Source organism: Ferribacterium limneticum (genome assembly GCF_020510625.1).
In the GTDB taxonomy this organism is placed as follows: Bacteria; Pseudomonadota; Gammaproteobacteria; order Burkholderiales; family Rhodocyclaceae; genus Azonexus; species Azonexus limneticus_A.
Window position 1 is genome coordinate 2,905,235 of sequence record NZ_CP075191.1, and the last position, 18,202, is coordinate 2,923,436.

At 62.7% G+C, this 18,202-nt stretch carries 17 protein-coding genes and 2 tRNA genes; 1 reads left to right on the top strand and 18 read right to left on the bottom strand.

Annotated elements, in window-relative coordinates; genetic code table 11:
* Positions 1 to 5: 5 nt before the first annotated feature.
* From KI617_RS13955 to KI617_RS14005, 11 genes are all read right to left on the bottom strand, one after another.
* Positions 6 to 2,198, bottom strand: a complete 2,193-nt coding sequence (locus KI617_RS13955; protein ID WP_226447232.1) for a TonB-dependent receptor family protein — start codon at positions 2,196 to 2,198, stop codon at positions 6 to 8.
* A 219-nt stretch (positions 2,199 to 2,417) separates the two neighbouring features.
* Positions 2,418 to 2,493: transfer RNA gene (locus tag KI617_RS13960), tRNA-Gly, on the bottom strand.
* 4 nt (positions 2,494 to 2,497) lie between these two features.
* Positions 2,498 to 2,573: transfer RNA gene (locus tag KI617_RS13965), tRNA-Asn, on the bottom strand.
* 102 nt (positions 2,574 to 2,675) lie between these two features.
* Positions 2,676 to 3,449 carry a Crp/Fnr family transcriptional regulator gene (locus KI617_RS13970; RefSeq protein WP_226452032.1) on the bottom strand — a complete coding sequence of 258 codons (774 nt, stop codon included), beginning with the start codon at positions 3,447 to 3,449 and terminating at the stop codon, positions 2,676 to 2,678.
* Between the two features lie 65 nt (positions 3,450 to 3,514).
* Entirely contained in the window at positions 3,515 to 3,991 is a 477-nt protein-coding gene (locus KI617_RS13975; RefSeq protein ID WP_226447236.1) for a hypothetical protein, read from the bottom strand.
* Positions 3,992 to 4,134: 143 nt separating this feature from the next.
* Positions 4,135 to 4,782, bottom strand: coding sequence for a DsbA family oxidoreductase (locus KI617_RS13980; RefSeq protein WP_226447238.1), 648 nt, complete (start codon positions 4,780 to 4,782; stop codon positions 4,135 to 4,137).
* Positions 4,783 to 4,787: 5 nt separating this feature from the next.
* The gene (locus KI617_RS13985) at positions 4,788 to 5,891 is read right to left on the bottom strand and encodes an FUSC family protein (protein ID WP_226447240.1); all 1,104 of its coding nucleotides are present in this window, start codon (positions 5,889 to 5,891) and stop codon (positions 4,788 to 4,790) included.
* A 380-nt stretch (positions 5,892 to 6,271) separates the two neighbouring features.
* On the bottom strand, positions 6,272 to 6,475 hold the full coding sequence (locus KI617_RS13990; RefSeq protein ID WP_319004115.1) for a Rossmann-fold NAD(P)-binding domain-containing protein: 204 nt from the start codon (positions 6,473 to 6,475) through the stop codon (positions 6,272 to 6,274).
* Positions 6,476 to 6,551: 76 nt separating this feature from the next.
* The gene (locus KI617_RS13995) at positions 6,552 to 6,935 is read right to left on the bottom strand and encodes a tautomerase family protein (protein WP_226447242.1); all 384 of its coding nucleotides are present in this window, start codon (positions 6,933 to 6,935) and stop codon (positions 6,552 to 6,554) included.
* Positions 6,936 to 6,972: 37 nt separating this feature from the next.
* Positions 6,973 to 7,974, bottom strand: coding sequence for an NADP-dependent oxidoreductase (locus KI617_RS14000; protein WP_226447244.1), 1,002 nt, complete (start codon positions 7,972 to 7,974; stop codon positions 6,973 to 6,975).
* Positions 7,975 to 8,018: 44 nt separating this feature from the next.
* Positions 8,019 to 8,858: an alpha/beta fold hydrolase gene (locus KI617_RS14005; protein ID WP_226447246.1), complete on the bottom strand. Its 840-nt coding sequence runs from the start codon at positions 8,856 to 8,858 to the stop codon at positions 8,019 to 8,021.
* Between the two features lie 104 nt (positions 8,859 to 8,962).
* Between KI617_RS14005 and KI617_RS14010 the strand changes: the two genes are divergently transcribed.
* Entirely contained in the window at positions 8,963 to 9,406 is a 444-nt protein-coding gene (locus KI617_RS14010; RefSeq protein ID WP_226447248.1) for a winged helix-turn-helix transcriptional regulator, read from the top strand.
* A 312-nt stretch (positions 9,407 to 9,718) separates the two neighbouring features.
* Here the strand turns inward: KI617_RS14010 and KI617_RS14015 are convergent, their stop codons facing one another.
* The 7 genes from KI617_RS14015 to KI617_RS14045 form a co-directional block, all read right to left on the bottom strand.
* Positions 9,719 to 10,678 carry an alpha/beta fold hydrolase gene (locus tag KI617_RS14015; protein WP_226447250.1) on the bottom strand — a complete coding sequence of 320 codons (960 nt, stop codon included), beginning with the start codon at positions 10,676 to 10,678 and terminating at the stop codon, positions 9,719 to 9,721.
* Positions 10,679 to 10,832: 154 nt separating this feature from the next.
* Positions 10,833 to 11,480, bottom strand: a complete 648-nt coding sequence (locus tag KI617_RS14020; RefSeq protein ID WP_226447252.1) for a response regulator — start codon at positions 11,478 to 11,480, stop codon at positions 10,833 to 10,835.
* Positions 11,477 to 12,808: a HAMP domain-containing protein gene (locus KI617_RS14025; RefSeq protein WP_226447254.1), complete on the bottom strand. Its 1,332-nt coding sequence runs from the start codon at positions 12,806 to 12,808 to the stop codon at positions 11,477 to 11,479. Before KI617_RS14025 ends, KI617_RS14020 begins: the two co-directional genes overlap by 4 nt.
* A gap of 191 nt (positions 12,809 to 12,999) precedes the next feature.
* Positions 13,000 to 15,306 carry a TonB-dependent receptor gene (locus tag KI617_RS14030; RefSeq protein WP_226447256.1) on the bottom strand — a complete coding sequence of 769 codons (2,307 nt, stop codon included), beginning with the start codon at positions 15,304 to 15,306 and terminating at the stop codon, positions 13,000 to 13,002.
* Positions 15,303 to 16,040 carry an energy transducer TonB gene (locus tag KI617_RS14035; protein ID WP_226447258.1) on the bottom strand — a complete coding sequence of 246 codons (738 nt, stop codon included), beginning with the start codon at positions 16,038 to 16,040 and terminating at the stop codon, positions 15,303 to 15,305. The genes KI617_RS14030 and KI617_RS14035 overlap by 4 nt, the downstream gene beginning before the upstream one ends.
* Positions 16,037 to 17,095 carry a quinoprotein relay system zinc metallohydrolase 1 gene (locus KI617_RS14040; protein WP_226447260.1) on the bottom strand — a complete coding sequence of 353 codons (1,059 nt, stop codon included), beginning with the start codon at positions 17,093 to 17,095 and terminating at the stop codon, positions 16,037 to 16,039. The genes KI617_RS14035 and KI617_RS14040 overlap by 4 nt, the downstream gene beginning before the upstream one ends.
* Entirely contained in the window at positions 17,092 to 17,862 is a 771-nt protein-coding gene (locus KI617_RS14045; RefSeq protein ID WP_226447262.1) for a quinoprotein dehydrogenase-associated SoxYZ-like carrier, read from the bottom strand. Before KI617_RS14045 ends, KI617_RS14040 begins: the two co-directional genes overlap by 4 nt.
* Between the last annotated feature and the right edge of the window lie 340 nt (positions 17,863 to 18,202).

The following is an 18,202-nucleotide window of genomic DNA, read 5'->3' on the forward strand; positions in this document are numbered from 1 at the left end:
AGGATTCAGAATGTGTAGCGGGCACTGACCCCGGCCAGCCAGGTACGGCCCGGTGCTGATTCATAGAAGCGGCCGTTGCTATCGCCGACAATGACCGAACCGACGTACTGGCGGTCGAAAATATTGTCGAAGCGCAGGAAACCGCGCAGGCTGAGCGGGCCGTACTTGCGATCGACGCCGAAGCGGAGATTGGCGACGGCATAGCCCGGCGCAGCCTGCCGTTGGTTGGTATCCTCGACGTAAACCTTGTCGCGAACGATGCCTTCGACCGCGGCATGGAAGCCGCTTGGCTTGTGCTTCCAGGCGATTTCGCCGAACAGGTTGTGGGCGGCGACACCGGGCAAGCGGCTGCCGGCCGAAACGGTTTTGGTCGCCGGATTTGGGGGAGCGCTCGTAAATCGGAAGCTCTCGTCGTAATAGGCATTCAGGTAGGTGTAGGCCAATCGGCTGCTCAGCCCCTCGCTCCAACGGCTGTCGAGCGCCAGCTCCACGCCCTGTCGCTCGGTCTTGCCGGCATTCTGATAGGCCGTCCGACCGCCGCTGCTGGACAGCACGACCAGTTCATCCTGCGTCTTGACCTCGAACAAGGCGATGTCGAGGCGGCTGTTGCCGAGCATGGCCTTGGCGCCGATTTCGTAATGCGTACTGGTCGCCGGCTTGAGCGAGAAGTTGAAGGAGCCGCCGCCGCTCGAATAGAACATTTCGTTGAAAGTCGGCGCCTCGAAGCCACGTGCCACGCTGGCATAGACGTTGAGTGCATCGGTCACACGAAACATGGCGGCAACGGTCGGCGTGGTCTTTTCGTAAGTCACGCTACCGCTATCATCACCATTTGCTCCATCGAAATAGCGATCATCGACCTTGAAGGCGACGCGACTGTGGCGCAGGCCGCCACTGAAGGTCCACCGTTCGCCCTGCCATTCGGCCTGAGCATATTGATCGAAGCTGCTGACGCGGTCTTGCTCATTGCGGCGCAACTTCCCCATGAGGCCACAGAGGTTGGCGGTGCAGTTGGCCGGCGAGCCGCTCCCGACAAAGTTTTCGTAGCCTTGACGATCATCGGTGGCCTGTTCGTAATCGAAACCGACCGTGGTAGTCAGGCGGCCGCCGGCCAGACCGAAACGCCCCGTCCACCGGCCGGCAAGACCGGCAAAGTCGCGGTCGAAATCAACAACACCTCCCGACTGCTTTACTGAAAACTTTTGTGTGCTGATCGGAATGGACTGATATTGCGTCGTTGTGCGCTGTCCGGCATAGGCCGAGACCAGCACAGAGTGATCGCCGAAACGGTGTTCATAACTAATGCCGCCCTGCGTATGGTCGATGCTCTTGCGCGTATTGTAGGTTAGCGCCGGATAGATATTCGTCGGGCCAATTGCTGGATTCGACTCGAATCCGACACCACGCGGATTGCCCTTGAATTCGTCCCATGCCAGCCCTTGTGGGTCCTGCGCATCCTGCCGGAAGGTGTTGGCAATCAGGGTCAGCTTGCCATCCTGGCTTGGCCGGAAGGTCAGCTTGGCCATGGTCTGGTCTCGCTCGGCGGCGCTGTGCTCGCGGTAGCCGTCGGTGGCGAAGCGCGAAGCATCGATGACGTAACCTACACCGCCGACCTCGCCCTGGGCGCTGATATCACTTTTCCAGGTGCCGTAGCTGCCGGCTGAAAAGCTGCCCTCGACGCTCGGCGCGCCCTTGCCATCCGGCGTGAACATCTGGATCACGCCGCCGGCATGGTTGCCGTAGATCGCCGACATCGGCCCGCGCATGACTTCGATGCGCTCGGCGCGGTCGAGATTGAAGGTGGCGGCCTGCCCCTGCCCGTCCGGCATGGAGGCTGGAATGCCGTCGCTGACCAGCCGGATGCCGCGCACGCCAAAGGCCGAGCGGGCGCCGAAGCCACGTGAGGAAATCTGCAGATCCTGCGCGTAGTTCTGGCGATTCTGCACCGTGATGCCGGGCACCGAGGCGAGTGCCTCGGAAACATTGACCCGCGCCTGATCGGCGCCGATTCTGGCGGCATCGACGACATCGACTGCCGCGGGCAGATCGAAGCTGTTATGTTCGATGCGGCTGCCGGTAACGACCACCGAATCCAGCGTCAGCGCAGCATCGGCCATGGCAAGGCAAGGAAAAACTGCGGCCAGCAGGCTGACAAGATGGCAAGGCCGGGCAAGTCGGGAAGGAAGGTGGTTTGTCATTTTGTCTCCTGGATAAACGAGGCAACCCCTCAGCTGCCCTGGAGACCATTATTCAAAAACGCCGAGCCCGACACATCACGACAATCGCCCGAGTTGCCTACAGAAAATCATGAGAAGAGAACCGGCCAGCGGCGAGCCGAAAAAGCAAAAAGCCCACTCCGAAGAATGGGCCTTTTGGCAGCATCGACGACGATTAAGAATCGTCGCCAACGCGATGTCTGGAGCGGCAGAAGAGTCTCGAACTCTCGACCTCAACCTTGGCAAGGTTGCGCTCTACCAACTGAGCTACTGCCGCTTTTTGGCTCCCCGACCTGGGCTCGAACCAGGGACCTACGGATTAACAGTCCGGCGCTCTACCGACTGAGCTATCGAGGAAAAGGCGCGCATTATAAATCGCTCTCGCAGCTTTGCAAGCCCCTTGGGCAAGCAAATTCAATCCAATTTGACCTGAGCCGGATCAGCCCCGTCAATTGCCGACTAAGCCAGCTGGTGCGCTCTCAGCTTCGGCACGCTTGGAATGCAAATGCGCTTTCCATCGACGACGATCAGACCAAGGGCACTCAGGTCGTGCAGGATGCGCGAGAAATGCTCCTGGGTAAGATTGAGACGTGAGGCAATCACCCCTTTATTGGCTGACAGCTCAAGCACCACGTTGTCATCTTTTTGCTGTGGCTCGACCAGTTCGTGCATCAGGTAGCCAATGACCCGCTGCGTGCCGGAATGCAATGAATAGGCTTCGACATCGATCATCAGCTGGTGCAGGCGCATGGCCATGCCGGCCAGCATTTTTCTGACAAAGGCGTGGTCGTTTTCCAGCTCTTCGTAGATGGCTGTCTTTGAAATATGCAGGACCAGCGAATCACTCAGTGCCTGGGCGAAGACGAAATAAGGCTTCTCCATGAACATGATGGCCTCACCGAAACTCTGCCCCGGCTGAATGATCTCAACCACCTTCTCGGTTCCCTGGACGGACGAGAGCGCCAGCTTCATCTGCCCATAAACCAGCACATGAAATCCGGTCGATGGATCGCCCCGGCGGAACAGGGTCTCGCCCTTGCTGACGCGCATTTCACGGGTGCTTTTTGCCAATCTGGCAAGCTCATCCGCGGAAAGACCTTCGAACAGGGGAATACGACTTAAAAGACTGACAATTTGCACCGGCTGATAATCCCGCACGCTCTCTCCTTTCAAGGAACTCTGGTTATCGACATCCATCAGGCATGACTCCGAAAACATTGTGTATTTTGACATGAATCAAATCAAGCCGCTGCGGAGAAGATGCTTCAGACGTTCACTTGCGAGGAGAGTCGAGCCGTTCAGCCTTTGGCGATTTTCCAGCCGGGATGCTGGAAGTACTTTCCATACGATTTCAGGGCTTCAAGCACCCGCACGGCGCCATCATGGCGCGCCTGTGCCGACTTGCCTTCCATGATCTCGGCCCCGGCCATCAGGTCGGCGATGATCAGGTGCAGCATGGCGTCGGCTTCCGGCGCCAGCTTGCACTGCTCTATCGCCGAACCCACCTTGGCGCTGACCGTTGCCGCCAGGGCCTGATAGTCGCCGTTACTGAACTGATCCTTGTGGATCGCCGGCAAGGCCTTGGCCATGGCTTGATTGATCTCGTTCATGCTCTGCCGCAAAGGCGCGTCGGTCGCCCATTTCTTCCCGGCATTGAGCTGAAGTTTTGTCGGCTCGGCAGCGCCATGGTGGTGATGGTGCGCGTCAGCAGCCCGAACGTTCGAAGAAGCGGCCAAAACGAGGGCGACGAGAAGAACAGAAAGTCTGGTTTTCATTGCGTTTCCTTGAGTGCGTTGGAGAATACCCGAGCAGTTTAGTCGGCTAATCTTAACGAATGCTTAATGGACAGCATGCCGCCCGGCGAGCGCTCACCGGGATGTTCCTCCGGCCGTCGCCGTGCTCGCCGTCAGGCCGGCGCTTAGCCGCGTTCGGCCAGCACCTGGCGGATTGCACCGGCCAGTATCGACGGATCTTCAGCCCCGACGACAACCATTTTCCGGTCGACAATGAAGGTTGGCACCATCGAAATGCCTGCTGCTCGCACTTCTGCCTCCATCGCCCGCACGGTATCGGCGTCTTCGTTTGAGGCCAGATAATCGGCGACCATTGCGGCCGGATAGCCGCATTCCTCGGCAAGGCTGACCAGGAGCGCAGTGTCACCGACCGCCTCACCGCGCTGGAATTGAGCAACGAACAGGCGCTCGACCAGCCGTTCGGCCTCGCCGCGCTGCTGCGCCCAGTGGATCAGGCGGTGCGCCTGCAGGGTGTTGGCGCGTCGCGTTATTTTTTCGAAGGCGTATTCCAGACCATAGGGCCGCCCGGCAGCCCTGACCCGCTCGAACAGCGCTTCGACCGGTGCCCGGCCGCCAAATTTCTTTTCCAGAAACGGCAGGTAGGGCTCCCCCTCGGGCGGCGTGTCCGGGTTGAGGAAAAACGGCCGCCAGCGCTTCTGGCAGGAAAAATCGGGGATTTCCTGGCGTACCTGGGCAATCGCCAGGTCCAGTCGGCGCAGGCCGATGAAGCACCAGGGACAAACGATGTCGGAAACGATCTCGATGGCAAGCATGCTGATTAGACTCCTTGTTTCAGTAGGCGGGATGGCACCAGGCGTCGAATCTGGCGGCCAACGACAGCACGGAATCCTGGGCTGTGCAGGCAAACGCCCCCGACCAGGCCGACCAGACAACCAAGCACCGTGTCGAAAAATCGGGCCTGAATCAGGGCGTTTGGCGAGGCATGACCGAGCGTGGTCGCTTCAACCAGCAGAATGGTCATCGGCGTTATGAAAATGGCGGCCAACGCGTAGTGACGGACGATCAGGACCTCGATCAGGAAGGCAAGCCCGATCATGACGAAAGAGATGCTCCATTTGTCGAGCGGCAGGCTCAACAAGGCCCATGACAGCAAAAGTCCGATACAGGTACCGATCACCCGCTGCAACTGCTTGTTCCAGACCGCGCGCAGGGACATCCCCTGAATCACGGCCAGACAGCTTACCGGCACCCAGTACGCCTGCTCCAATTGAAGCGCCTGGGCTAGCGCCAGGGAGATGCCGACGAAAGCACCGATAACGATCGAATCGAAGACGACATAATCAAAAGTCGGCGGCGGCAACGGCGTCACCGGTTTGGGCGGCACCCGGCGCAGCATGAAGACGCTGTAGAAAAACGCGATCAGGCAGGCTAGCAGGCTACCCATGGTCAGCAGCCCGACCTTGAGTGGAATCTGCATGACTTCGCCGGGCGAATTGGCACCGATAGACGCAGCCATGATGAAGAAAAGGCTCCCGGGCGGCCCCAGGTTGTAATACCGACAGACCATCGTGACCAGAATGGCGGTAAACGTCAGCACCAGCATCATCACTGGCGGAAAGAAGTGGCTCATTACCCCGAGGGCGTAGCTGGCGATCATGGCAAAGGCGCAGGCCATCAGCGACACCATGCGGTGATACATCGGGGTTTCGGGCAGGTAGAGAAAGACCAGCCCCCCCAGCGAAGAGATCAGGCCATAGTCCATATGGTCGAAATAGGCGCCGACCATCAGCGGCAACCCGGAGGCCAAGGCCGCCGCAAAGGGCATTTGCCAGCGCCGGTCACTGACGTTGATGGTGGTCAGATGCTGCAATTCGGCTTGCACCAGCAGCTTCAATCTTGCCCAATAGGATGAGCGCGTCATGGTCCTGCCTTTGAACGGTGGCGGTTGCTCGCGTCAAAGGCGAGAACGAATTGGCACCATTTTACTGTGAAGCAGCGGGTGGCTGTTTTGGCAAGGATTGACGGCAAATGCTTGGCGCCAGAAAGGGAATCCGCGCCCATGGTCAACAGGAAAACGCTCATCAAAGATTCAGTGAATATTCGAGGCACTCTGCTATCCAGGATAAGCAACAGGTACCCGAAGGTACCTGAATCTAGCGCTGCTTCGTTGGCCCTGCGACAGCTTTCTGAGCGGAGTTGCCATTCAGTCTAGAGGCTGGCCGCTAACTACTCAGCCACTCCGGCCGTTCGGATGGCTGGGCCTATCTGGCACAAATGCATCGACAACCCGCCGTTCAACTTTCATCCCAAGGCCAGCTTGATCAACTCGGCCAGCGGCGTGGTCGGACGGCCGATCAAGGCGCTCAATTGACGACTGTCATCGAACAAGCCGCCCTTTGATGCACCAACATCGGATTCGGCCAGCAGCGTCGCCAGGAAATCCGGCAAGCCGGCGTCGAGCAAGGCCGCCTTGAATTCGCTTTCCGGCAAATCCTGGTAAGCCACGGCTTTGCCTTATTCACGGGCAATATCTCAGCCCGCAGGCCAGCGGAAAAGATGACTGCCGCCAGGTAGTCGAGCATCAGGTCGCGTACTGGGCAACGCCATTACCGAATGACCAATTCTCTTTTTTGACCTCGACCAGATTGATGAAGACATCTTCCGGCCGAACACCTGCTTCCCGGTGGAGACCCTCAGCAATTGTCTTGTAGAGAAGCTTCTTCTGATCCGTCGAACGTCCCTCATTAAGCGTGATTTGGATAAACACCAGACCATCGCTCCGATTTATCCCGAGATACGCGGGGTCATAGACAAAGTGCTCGTCGTCATGCTCCGCCAGTACCTGAAAGTTGTCCTGGTCGGGGGCGTGAATTGCAGCCTTCATTGAGTCGTAGACCACCTTGCCCAGCTTTTTGGCGTAGGAAGGGTCAGGGTTTCTTTTGATGTCGATACGAACGAGGGGCATCTTTCTCTCCTTTGAATATGTGATCTGGTTGCGAACTTCACCGCATCTTGATGACGACTTTTCCCCTGGAATGTCCCAGGGAAAGGTGAGCAAGCGCTTCTTTTGCCTGCTCGAATGGAAACACCTTGTCGATCACTGGCCGGATGCGTTCCGTCTCGAGGAGTTTGCCGATTTCGCCGAGTTGGGCGCCATCGGGGCGGGCAAAGAGAAATGAGTAAGCGACATCCCGCTTTTTCGCCAGGCGCATGATCTTGCGGCTCATCAACCCGAAGACGAAGGTCAGGATGAAGTTGAGCCGTCGAACCCGAGCGAATGCGGCGTCCAGCGGACCGACCAGGGAAACGATCGTGCCCCCTGGCTTGAGGATGCCGAGTGATTTCTCGATCGCATCGCCCCTGACCGTGCCGAGCACCGCGTCGTAGTCGCGCAGCACTTTCTCGAATGCCTGTTTCTTGTAGTCGACCACCTCGTCAGCGCCGAGGCTAAACACCAGGTCGACGTTGGCCGTACTGGTGGTCGTTCCCACCCTGGCGCCCAGGTGCTTGGCCAGCTGGATCGCAAAGGTGCCAATGCCGCCGGAGCCCGCCGGGATGAATACCTTCTGGCCGGCCCGAAGATTCGCCCGCTCCTTCAGCGCTTGCCACGAGGTGAGCCCGACCATCGGGATCGATGCCGCCTGCACGAAATCCAGATTGGCCGGTTTCAACGCGGCAAGGCGCTCCGGCACCACCGCGAACTCGGCGATGGCGCCGGTACCCAGATCGAAGATGTTGGCAAAGATGGCATCGCCCGGCTTGAAACGGGTCACGCCACTGCCAACCTCGGTTACCACGCCGGCCAGATCGCTGCCCAGGGTGGCCGGAAGCTGGAAATGCAGGACCGGTTTGAACATTCCCGTCACGATCATGTTGTCGACCGGATTCACGCTCGCGGCGTGGACTTCTACGAGCATTTCGTCGGCCTTCAGCGTCGGGCGTGGCACGTCGGCGAAGCCGATATCGGGCGACTTGCCATAGCGTTTGAAGGTGAGTGCTTTCATGGTTTGAGCTTTCATCTTTGGTCTTTCGTTTTTATCTGGGCGACTCAGTCGGCAAGGAAGTCCAGCACCGCCGGCACGAAGGCCCGGTAATGCTGAAAGACGCCGCCGTGTCCGGAATCCGGATAGATCGTCAGCCGGGCATTCGGCAGGCGGCGCGCCATGTCGGCCGAAAGACTGCTGGCCACCATGAGGTCGCGGTCACCGTTGGCGACGAAAACGGGTTGCTTGATGACCGACAGGTCGTCGGGCGCGCTCAGCCCGGCCGTTTTGATGGCCTGCAATTGGGCACGTCGGGCTTGCAGGGAAATGGGCTTGTCACGCCCCTCGGTGCGCTCCTTCAGCCGGGCGAAGTAGTCTTTGGCGGCCCGCTTGCCCTCCGGGGTGCGGGGGAAGAACAGGAAATTCCTCGGGTCACTCCACGTGAGCGCGGCCTTGAGGTAAGCAAGGGCGGCGACTCTGTTGATCTCGTCGATCCCGCCGCCGCCCTTGGGCCCCGTTCCGGCGAGGATCATCCGACGCACGAGATCGGGGGCCTGCAAAGCCACCATTTGGGCGACGCCACCGCCCAATGAGAAGCCGAGCAGGTCGACCTGCTTGAATCCCAAGGCCCGAATGAAGGCGATGGCATCCCGCCCCATTGCCTCGATCGTGTCCGGCACCGATCCGCCCGAGGCACCGACCCCACGATTGTCGAAGGCGATCACCCGACGCTGGGCGGCGATACCATCGATAATCCGCGGGTCCCAGTCATCGAGCACGGCCATCAGGTGGTGCAGGAGGATCACCGGCACGCCGGAATCAGGGCCGAGTTCGCGATAGGCGAAAGCCACCCCGCCAACGTCAACCGTGCGGGTCGGTACATTTTTCCACGTCATATTGCGCATCAATCAAATCTCCGTGCGGGCTGGATTGCCTGTCGTCAAGGTGTTACTATCGAATTGAAACGAACAATACTATCAATTCGAAAGCAAGTCACTATCAAAACAGTATGGACGACAAAAATAGTTGTAATGAACCCTGCCCGATCGCGCGCAGCCTGGCTTTCGCCGGCGACGCGTGGAGCATATTGATCCTGCGGGATGCCCATGCCGGCCTGACGCGCTTCGACCAATTCCGGAAAAGTCTGGGCATTGCCCCGACGATCCTGACCCGCCGGCTGGCAACGCTGACCGAGGAGGGATTGCTGGAGAAACAGCGCTACTCGGAGCATCCGCCGCGCGAGGAATATCTGCTGACTGCAGCCGGTCGCGATTTCCTGCCGGTGCTTTTCATGATCGGCGCCTGGGGACGCCAATACCGGGGCGGCGGCCAGTTGGTGCGTTTTCTGGACGCTGAAACCGGAACCGAAATCAAGGCGGTGGCCGTGGATGAAGTCACCGGCGCGAAGATCGGGACTCGCCCCATGCGCATGGTCACGCCGGATGAAAGCTGACCAGTAATTTGACAGTCCGGATAGCTGCCGACGCTTTAGTCGATGGTGGACGCGGCTCTTGGCGCACCAAGCTGCGCCTCCGTCAGCAATCTTCTACTTTGCTGCCCCTGCTATCGAGACCTTCCAATGGCAGCCAAGGCCGGGTTACAGGAATTGACTGTCCGGCAGCCTCCAAAGCATGGCTGAACGGCCAGTGACTGCGCTCTCGGTGCATCGAATGGCGACCGCTGGCCGAAAGCAGAATAGGCAACCCTCCAAATTCTGCTGACCCAGCAGGAGGGAACCGTTGCAGCGGTCCTCCCCTGCCCTCCCTCAGCCGACCGTTTCAACACACGCCGCGACCCAGCCCAGGGCCTTGATACAGGCTCGGGCGATCTGCGGGGCCAGCACGTCATGGCCGGCGTTGGCGACGGGGAACCAGGTTGCTTCGGGCCAGGCGCGATGCAGTGCGCCGGCGGCGTGGGTTGGATAGAGCGGGTCGGCTACGCCTTGCACGATGGCGGCCGGCAAGTGGCGCAGATGTTCGACGCCGGCCAGCAATTGGCCGGGTGCGATGAAGCAGTCATGCTGCAGGTAGTGCAATTGCAGGCGCGCGGTGGCCAGCGCGATGTCGTGATCAGGCCAGACCAGTAATGGCGCCTTGTTGTGCAGGGCTCGCCCGTAGTTCAGCCAGGCGCGACTGGCGTTCTCCGCAGCCGCTGGGTTATCGCCGAGAATTCGTCGGGCGTAGGCGGCCAGCAGGTTTTCGTGCTCGCCAGCGGGGATGGCATCGGCGAATTGCTGCCACGCCGCCGCCTGGCCTGGCGGCGCTGCCTGAACCACCGCTTCGACCTCCTGGCGCGAACCGAGGAAGATGCCGCAAAGCACCAGCCCGAAGATGCGTTCGGTAAACAGTTGGGCATAGGCCAGGGCGAGCAGGCTGCCCCAGCCGCCGCCAAAAACGATCCAGTTCGAAATCCCCAGGGCATCGCGCACATGTTCGAGGTCGACCACCAGATCGGGGGTGGTATTGGCGCCCAGTTCGCCGCTCGGCAGGCTGCGGCCGGCACCGCGCTGGTCGATGCTGATCACACGAAAACGCTCGGGATCGAACAGGCGACGGTGATCAGGCTGGCAGCCATGACCCGGCCCGTCATGCAGGAACAGGACAGGCAAGCCATCAATGGGGCCGCACTCCTCGACATGCAGGATATGCCCGTCACCAACGGCCATTTGCCGGGCGCAGCGCGGCCGGCAGGCGGGAAACAAGGGATCACTGGCGGCGTGGTGCATGCTATGAGGTGCTCAATAAAACGGATGCATTTGTCCCTGTGGCAAGGCGAAAACCACAGCGATACCCAGTGGTATCACGAGGATTTGCAACGCCGCCACGGGGGCAAAGGCACAGTTTCATGTGCCGAATAGCGTGCATCACTCCACTTGACACTCAGGCCTCGAGCAGGCCGTTGCGGACCGCGACCAGCGTCAGCTCGGCGGCGTTCTGCGCATTGAGCTTCTGCTTGATGTGATAAAGGTGCGTCCCGACCGTGCTCGGGCTGAGGCAGAAATCCTCGGCCACTTCGTTGACGCTGCGGCCGCCGGCCAGTTTGAGAAACACTGCCAGCTCCTTCTCGGTCAGCGTTTCGACCGGATTGGCCGTGCCGGAAAGCTGGGAAAGCGCCACGGCCTGCGCCAGTTCGGGATCGATGTAACGCTGATCAGCCGCGACCTGGCCGACGGCGCGCAGGAATTCCTCCGGCGCCGCCCGTTTGCACAGATAGCCACGCGCCCCAAGACGCAGGGCGCGGACCGGCACGATATTGTCGTTGTGCGCCGAGAGCATCAGCACCCTCGCCTTGGCCTCCCACACCATCAGGCGTTCGAGCGCCGCCAGGCCGCCGATGCCGGGCATCGAAACGTCCATCACCACGACATCCGGATTGGTTTCAGCGTACAGGCGAACCGCGCTTTCGCCATTCTCGGCCTCGCCCACCACCGTTGCGCCGGCCCCTTCGAGCAGCAGGCGAAAACCGAGGCGAACCACCGCGTGGTCGTCAGCGAGCAGGATGCGCTTGCCTTGCAGAGACTTGTTCATGCGAATTCCTCCTGGAGGTGATGGAAGTGCACATCCGGCAAGCGGACGTCAATACAGAAACCCTGGCCGGCCCGACTGGAAAATTGGAGCTGGCCACCCAGTGCGGCGATGCGTTCGCCCATGCCGGTCAGCCCCAGACCACAGCCGGCCTGGGCCGAGGGCTTTTCTCCCCGGCCACGGCCGTTGTCGGCCAGCGACAGATGCAACCAACCGGCCGCGCGTTCAAGAGCAAACTCGACCCGGCTGGCCCCGGCATGGCGGAGGACATTGGTCAGCCCCTCCTGGACGCAGCGCAAAACGGCACAGGCCAGATCGTCGGCCACCGGCGCTTCGCCAATCGCCACCCGGCTGAGCAGTTCGATCTCGGGATGCTGCAGGCGCCAGTTGCCAAGGTGATGATCGAGCGCCACCACCAGCGAATCACCCACTGAGGGCCGCAGGCGATGCAGGATATTGCGCACGCCGTCCTGCATCTCGCCGGTCACCGCGACGATGCTCTGCGCCGGAATATGCAGCGATGGCTCATCCGGCGTGCGCTGGACAATCGCCCCGGCCAGCGCGCGAACAGCGGTGATGCCCTGGGCCAGTTCGTCGTGCAGCTCACGGGCGATCACCTGCCGCTCAGCCTGCAGACCAGCCTGCATCCGTTCGGCGACTTCGCGCTCGGTATCGAGCCTGACGTTTTCATCGACGGCCGCACGCAGGCGGTCGGCCATGCCATTGAAGGCATGGGAGATGCGGCCCAGTTCCGGCGTGGCAAATTGCGGCAGGCGCGTGTCGAAACGCCCGTGTCCCATGCGATCAAGCGCCTGCATGATCTGGTCAAGCGGGCGCAAGGCACGGGCCAGGGCGCCGCAGGCGGCGGCATACAGGGCAAGCAGCAAGAGCAGCGCCCAGCCGGCCAGCGCCAGCAATTCGTCCCAGGCATCAAGGACGGCGCGCGAGGCATCGGGGTGCAGGCTGAGCCGGAAATTGTCGATGCTGAAACTGCGGGTCGGCAGATCGGCCGCCAGCAGGCTGGCAAACCAGACCGGTGCCTGACGCCCGGCCTTGTAGGTCGGCGGTGGCGAGACATGGCGCAACTCGCCGGCGCCATCGTGGATCTGCAGCACGTTGGCGCGCACCCGGCCGATGGCCGTGGCCACGCCAAGCAGCCGCTCGCCTCGCTGGGCTGCCGGCAGGTTGTGCAGGTCGCCGATGACGACTTTCAGCCATTGCTCCGAAACCCGGGTGGCCGCCTCGACCTCTTCGTGGATCGCGTTGCGTGTGCCGTGCAGCCAAAGCGCCCCAAGCACCAGCAACAGGCTGGCGGCCAGCCCGGTCAGCACCAGGCCAACGCGGGTCCGTAGGTTGATTTTTTTAGCCCCTCCCCCTTCAAGGGGGAGGCTGGGAGGGGGATAGGTGTGGGAAACAAAGGCCTGCTGCGAGGATTTTGACCCATCCCCACCCCGGCCCTCCCCTTGACGGGGAGGGAGGCTCACCGCCGGGGCGACCGGAAGAAATGGCCAGGAAAGATGTTTCATTTGCCGCCAAACACGTAGCGCACGCCGAGCCAGGCCGCGCGCGGCGCGCCGGGAGCGACGAAGGTCTGGCGACGCCAGTCGTCCGGATCGGCCTGGAAGCTGCCGCCGACGAAGGGGCTTTCGGCCAGTGCAGCGGCCGTGGCGTACTTGCGGTCGAAGACGTTGTTGATCTTGGCGAAGACCTGCCAGCCGCCGCCCAGCTTGGCTTCGGCATTGAGGTTGAGGATGGCGTAGCCGCCGATCTTGCCCGGGCCGTCGAAGGTGCGCGTGTTGCCCAGCGCGTCGGTGGTGGTGCCGCTCTGGTGCTGGTTGTTCTCGTTGCCGCGAGCGTACTGGCTGGAGAAAGCCTGGACGTCGCCGCCGACACGCAGCCAGCCGGTGGCGCGCCAGGCCAGGCCGAGCTTGGCGCTGTGCTCGGGCAGGCCGGGCAGGCGGTTACCCTTTTTGACGAAAATCTCGTCGTCCTGGCCGCCGCCGGTGCATTCGGCCGCCGTGCCGCGCGTGCTGTTGTTTTCGGCCAGCAGGCAGGCATCGGAACGGAAGGTGGCGTGCAGCCAGTTGTAGCTGGCAAACCAGTCGATGCTGCTCAGCTTGCCGTTGAGGCCGAGTTCCAGGCCCTGGCGCTGCGTCTTGCCGAAGTTGGTGAAATAACCGGCGCTGGTCGAGGTGCCGACGAACAGGATGTCGTCGGTGTTCAAGGTGCGATAGACCCCGGCGTTCCACTGGGTATTGCCGGCCAGGGTGCCGCGCAGACCGGCCTCCAAGGTGCGCGATACCACCTGCTTCAGATAGGGGTCGGCAGCCATCGAGTTAGGCAGGGTGCACGGGTTGGCCGGGTCGGCGCAGCCGAGTTCGATCGGCGTCGGGATGCGGTTGCCCTGGCTGAAACCGGCGTAGGCGTTGAGCGCCGGCAGCACTTGCCAACTCAGGCCGAGGGCAGGATTCAGCTTGCGATAGCTGTGGTCGCCATCGAGGTTCGGCGCCGTCAGCGTCAATTCATCGTGCGTCGTCACCCGGCTCATGTTGTAGCGGGCCGAGGCGGTCAGGTGCAGGGCCGGGGTAATCGACCAGGTATCGGTGGCGAACAGGCTGGCCGTGCGTGTGGTGCCCCACAGGCGGTTTTCTTCTTCAAGATCGAGCAGGTTGTCGATGCTGCGCGAGTCGGTCAGCGAGCCGAGCTGCTGGGTCTGCACGAAGCGCATGCGGGCCTGGTCCCAGGAAGCGCCGACAGCGAGCTGGTGGGCCTGGGTGGTCAGGTTCCACTGCACGGCGGCGCCGGTGCCTAGCTGCCGGGTCTGCGTCCGGTTGTGGGCGCCGTTCGGGGTATTCGGATCGGTGGCCCAGTCGTCTTCGTAATCGTCGTTCATGTCGCCGTTCAGCGTGCGGGTGCGCGTCTTGCGGACATAGACGCTACCGCTCAGGCTTTGGCTGTCGCCCAGCCACAGCTTGCCGTTGAGGGCGAGCTGGGTCAGGTCGTTACGCGTTTCGTCGGGGCGGGTGAAGATCGCTTCGCGGCGCTCGCTGAACATCGATTGCGGCAGCAGCCCGTTGCCGATCAGTTTGGTGCGGGCCTGGGTCAGCGTCAGGTCGGCCTCGCCGGCGCTGTTGCGGAAGGACAGCTTGCCGAAGAACTGCTTGACGTCGGACGGCGAATAGTCGCGCCAGCCATCCTCGCGGAACCAGTCGCCGGCCACGTACCAGCCGAGCGTGCCGTTGTTGCCGCCGTATTCCAGCTCGGTGTTGCTGCGCCCGAAGCTGCCGCCGGACAGTTCGAGCTTGCCGCCCGGATGCGAAAAGCCGCTCTTGGTGCGGATGGCCAGTGCACCGCCCAGCGTATTGAGGCCGAAGGCCGGGTTGGAGCCGGGGATCAGGTCGATGCCGGCAATGGCCGAATGGGGGATCAGATCCCAATTCACCGTATCGCCGAAGGGCTCGTTCACCCGCACGCCATCGACGTAGATCGACAGGCCCTGCGCCGTGCCGAGCAGCGGCGAGGCGGTGAAGCCGCGGTAGTTGAGGTCGGCCTGGTACGGATTGCCCTGGGTTTCATTGACCGTGACGGCCGGCGCCTGGCGCAGCAACTGTTCGGCGATGTTCAGGCTCTCAATTTCTTCCAGGCGCTGGTCGTCGAGCGACACGACGTTGGCCGGCAGGTGCAGGCGCGGCACGCCAACGCCGGCCAGCGGCGTGGTGCCGACCACTTCGACGGTGGCGGTGGTGACGATGGGCTCGGCATGGGCCGGTGCGAAAGCAGCGGCGAGTGCGACGGCCAGCAGGGTGCGTTTGGGGCTTTGTCTCTTCATGTCGTTTTTCTGAGTTTGTAGTTGATGGGGACGATGACCTGGATTTCGCTGGCTTCCAGCGCCTCGGGCAGCGGCGGCAGGTCGCCGTGGCTGGCAAGCAGTGCCTGGGCGTGCTGGTCGAGCACGTCGAAGCCGCTGGAACGGTCGAGCGCGATGCCCAGCAGGTTGCCTTTCCGCGCCACTTTCAGACGCAGGCGGACTTCGCCCTCCCAGCCACGCAGGGCGGCGATGCGCGGGTATTCGTAGCCGCGGGCGAACAGTTCGGTCAGGTGCTGGCGATAGGCGGCGAGGACGTCACCCTGCGGCCGGACCGGGCGGTGGCCTTCTGCCGGCGCTGCGATAGACGCAGCCGGGGCGACCGAAGTAGCCGCATTCTCGACAAACGCCGGGGCGCTGGTTTGGGCCGGCACATTGGCCGGCCCGGCAGGCTGCGTAACGCGCGGGGCAGACCGTTGCTCCGCTGCGGCGACTTGCTGCCGGGCCTTCGGGGGAACCGCTGCGGCAGGCGCCGGGGCGCTGGCGGCAACGGGTCGTGGTTCGGGATTGGCTTCGCTCGGGGCGATCAGGCGGATGGTCGCCATCAGCGTCGGCAGCGGTGCCGGCAATGCCTTGCGCTGCCAGGCCATGCCGGCGAACAAGGCGCCGTGGAACAGGATGGACAAGCCGATCAGCGTCCAGAAACGGCGATCCACCGCCCGGGCCGGCAGGTAGTCGTGGAGCACGGCGGCGCTCATGGCTTGCCCTCCAGGGCGGCCTGCTCGGCCGCCGGAAAGAGGTGACCGACCGAGCGACGGTATTCGCTGGCGGCCACCGGCAGGTCGGCGAATTCCGGCGGCAGCGGACGGGCCAGCAGTTCGTTCATGTCCAGGCCGTCGCGGGCGGCGTCGCGCATCGTTTGCGTCAGCCAGTTCAGCCAGGCGCGGGTCTGGCGCAGCGGTGCGGCATCGCGGGTCACCGCGCCGTGGCCGGGGACCAGGGCGGTGAAGCCGCTGTCGCGGGTCAGCGCTTCGAGGCGATCAAGGGCGGCCAGCCAGTGCGCCACGTCGGCATGCGGCGTGGTCGGGGCGCGGCCGTTAAAGGCCAGGTCGCCAGCGAACAGCACGCCGCTGGCCACGTCGAGCACCACCAGGTCGGCACCGGTGTGGCCGTCGAGGGCGATCAGGCGCAGGCGGCGGCCGGCCACCTCAAGCTCGCCGGCCTGCAGGGTGCGCGTCGGGGCCTGCACCTCGGTGCCTTTCATCCAGTCGCCGCTCATCCGGAACAGGTTTTCGGCGAAGGCGTTGCCGTCGCTGGTAATGCCCTGGCGGGTATCGGCCAGCGCGCCGATGGGCACGTCGGCAAAGGCCTGGTTGCCGAGGAAGTGGTCGGGATGGTGATGGGTGTTGATGACCAGCACCACCGACTTGTCGCTGACCCTGGCGATGGCCTGGCGCATCTGCTGGCCGTAGCGCAGCGAGGGGCCGCTGTCGATGACGATGACGCCCTGCGGCGCGACGATGAAGGCGGTGTTGACGATGTTGCCGCCATTGACGGTATCGAAATCCTCGGTCTTGCCGATGAAGGTGTAGACGTCGCGGGCGACCGGGGTGGCGGTCAGGCGGTAGTCGAAATCGGCGGCGTGGGCGGCACTGAGAAGGCTGAAAAGCAAGACCAGCAGGCCACGCACCACGTCATTCCCGCGCAGGCGGGAATCCAGCGAAGTTGAGAACACCTGGATTCCCGCTAGCGCGCCCCGCAGGAAGTACCCTTGGGGTACGGGAATGACGGCGTTTGTCAGAATCCGCTTCACGGCGCAATCCTCGCCTTGAACAGGTTGCCGTTGTTATCCCGCCCACTGGCTTCCAGCGGGCCATCGACGGCGCCGCGATTGAGCGTGAACACCGGGTTCTCGCTGACCGGCTCGTAGGTCTGCACGCGCATCAGGCGCTGGCCGGCGGCGTCGGTGAAGTTGATTTCCTCGATGTGGAAGGCCGGGGTGCCGGCGATCAGGCCGGTATCCATCGGGTGCACGATGCGCAGGCGGACGCGGCCGGCGTTCGGGCCTTCCGACCACTGGCGGCCGGTGACTTCATTGAGGCGCTTCTGCCATTCCGGCGAGGCCGCAGCACCCGACGGCGCAGTACAGCCGCCACCGACGGTATTCACCCAGGTGCCGCCGACATGCCAGACGCCTTCAGCCGTTCGCACCGCGGCGCGCACCGGCGTCGATTGCTGCAGCTTGACGCGAAAGCCGAGATAGGCCGGCGCACCTTCCGGGAAGAAGCGCAACACCTGCACGATGGGGTTGAAATCGGCGAAGACGACGACCTCGACGATGCCGGGCAGCGCCGTGGCATCGACCGTCACCGGTACCTGCATCGGGTTCTCGGCCGTCGATGGCGCAATGACCTTGACGCGCGGATCGAAGACCACGGGCGCCCCGGCCAGGAAGGCCTTCTGCATTTCCGACCAGCGCGCCGAGGCGAGCGGATCACCGCTCTCGCGCAGCGCGGCAGCTTCGGCCGGCGGCATCAGGGCGGCCAGGGCGATTGCTGCAATGGTCAGTGGGTATTTCATCTTGTCTCGCTCCGTTTTCTCTTTGCCCAAGTGAAGGAACGATCGATTCGGGTTTGTCATTCCCGCTTTCGCTGGGATGACGAATCGTTCGGTGTTTTCCACCGGGCTGTTGGCGAGAATGGTTCGCAAGCCGCGTGCCAAACCCCGGGCAGATTCGGCAAATCGCCTATTGGCAAGCCTTCCCGGCCCAGGCCGGGACAAACCCGGACGAACTGAACAAGCAGACTGTGCAACTTTGGAGCAGCTGGTGACATTTGAAGCAGCCATCGCCCAGCCAACTGTTCAACCGGGGCAAAACCCGATTTCCCCTGCCGCCCCCGGCCAGCAGGCCAAAGCCGCA

What these genes read in the sequence shown, in the direction of transcription:
- KI617_RS13995 (WP_226447242.1), bottom strand. Translation starts at nt 6,935, where the DNA reads ATGCCCCTCGTTCGTATCGACATCAAAAGAAACCCTGACCCTTCCTAC.
- KI617_RS14030 (WP_226447256.1), bottom strand. Translation starts at nt 15,306, where the DNA reads ATGAAGAGACAAAGCCCCAAACGCACCCTGCTGGCCGTCGCACTCGCC.
- KI617_RS14005 (WP_226447246.1), bottom strand. Translation starts at nt 8,858, where the DNA reads ATGCGCAATATGACGTGGAAAAATGTACCGACCCGCACGGTTGACGTT.
- KI617_RS13980 (WP_226447238.1), bottom strand. Translation starts at nt 4,782, where the DNA reads ATGCTTGCCATCGAGATCGTTTCCGACATCGTTTGTCCCTGGTGCTTC.
- KI617_RS14010 (WP_226447248.1), top strand. Translation starts at nt 8,963, where the DNA reads ATGGACGACAAAAATAGTTGTAATGAACCCTGCCCGATCGCGCGCAGC.
- KI617_RS14045 (WP_226447262.1), bottom strand. Translation starts at nt 17,862, where the DNA reads ATGAAATACCCACTGACCATTGCAGCAATCGCCCTGGCCGCCCTGATG.
- KI617_RS13975 (WP_226447236.1), bottom strand. Translation starts at nt 3,991, where the DNA reads ATGAAAACCAGACTTTCTGTTCTTCTCGTCGCCCTCGTTTTGGCCGCT.
- KI617_RS14035 (WP_226447258.1), bottom strand. Translation starts at nt 16,040, where the DNA reads ATGAGCGCCGCCGTGCTCCACGACTACCTGCCGGCCCGGGCGGTGGAT.
- KI617_RS13985 (WP_226447240.1), bottom strand. Translation starts at nt 5,891, where the DNA reads ATGACGCGCTCATCCTATTGGGCAAGATTGAAGCTGCTGGTGCAAGCC.
- KI617_RS14015 (WP_226447250.1), bottom strand. Translation starts at nt 10,678, where the DNA reads ATGCACCACGCCGCCAGTGATCCCTTGTTTCCCGCCTGCCGGCCGCGC.
- KI617_RS14000 (WP_226447244.1), bottom strand. Translation starts at nt 7,974, where the DNA reads ATGAAAGCACTCACCTTCAAACGCTATGGCAAGTCGCCCGATATCGGC.
- KI617_RS13970 (WP_226452032.1), bottom strand. Translation starts at nt 3,449, where the DNA reads ATGTCAAAATACACAATGTTTTCGGAGTCATGCCTGATGGATGTCGAT.
- KI617_RS13955 (WP_226447232.1), bottom strand. Translation starts at nt 2,198, where the DNA reads ATGACAAACCACCTTCCTTCCCGACTTGCCCGGCCTTGCCATCTTGTC.
- KI617_RS14020 (WP_226447252.1), bottom strand. Translation starts at nt 11,480, where the DNA reads ATGAACAAGTCTCTGCAAGGCAAGCGCATCCTGCTCGCTGACGACCAC.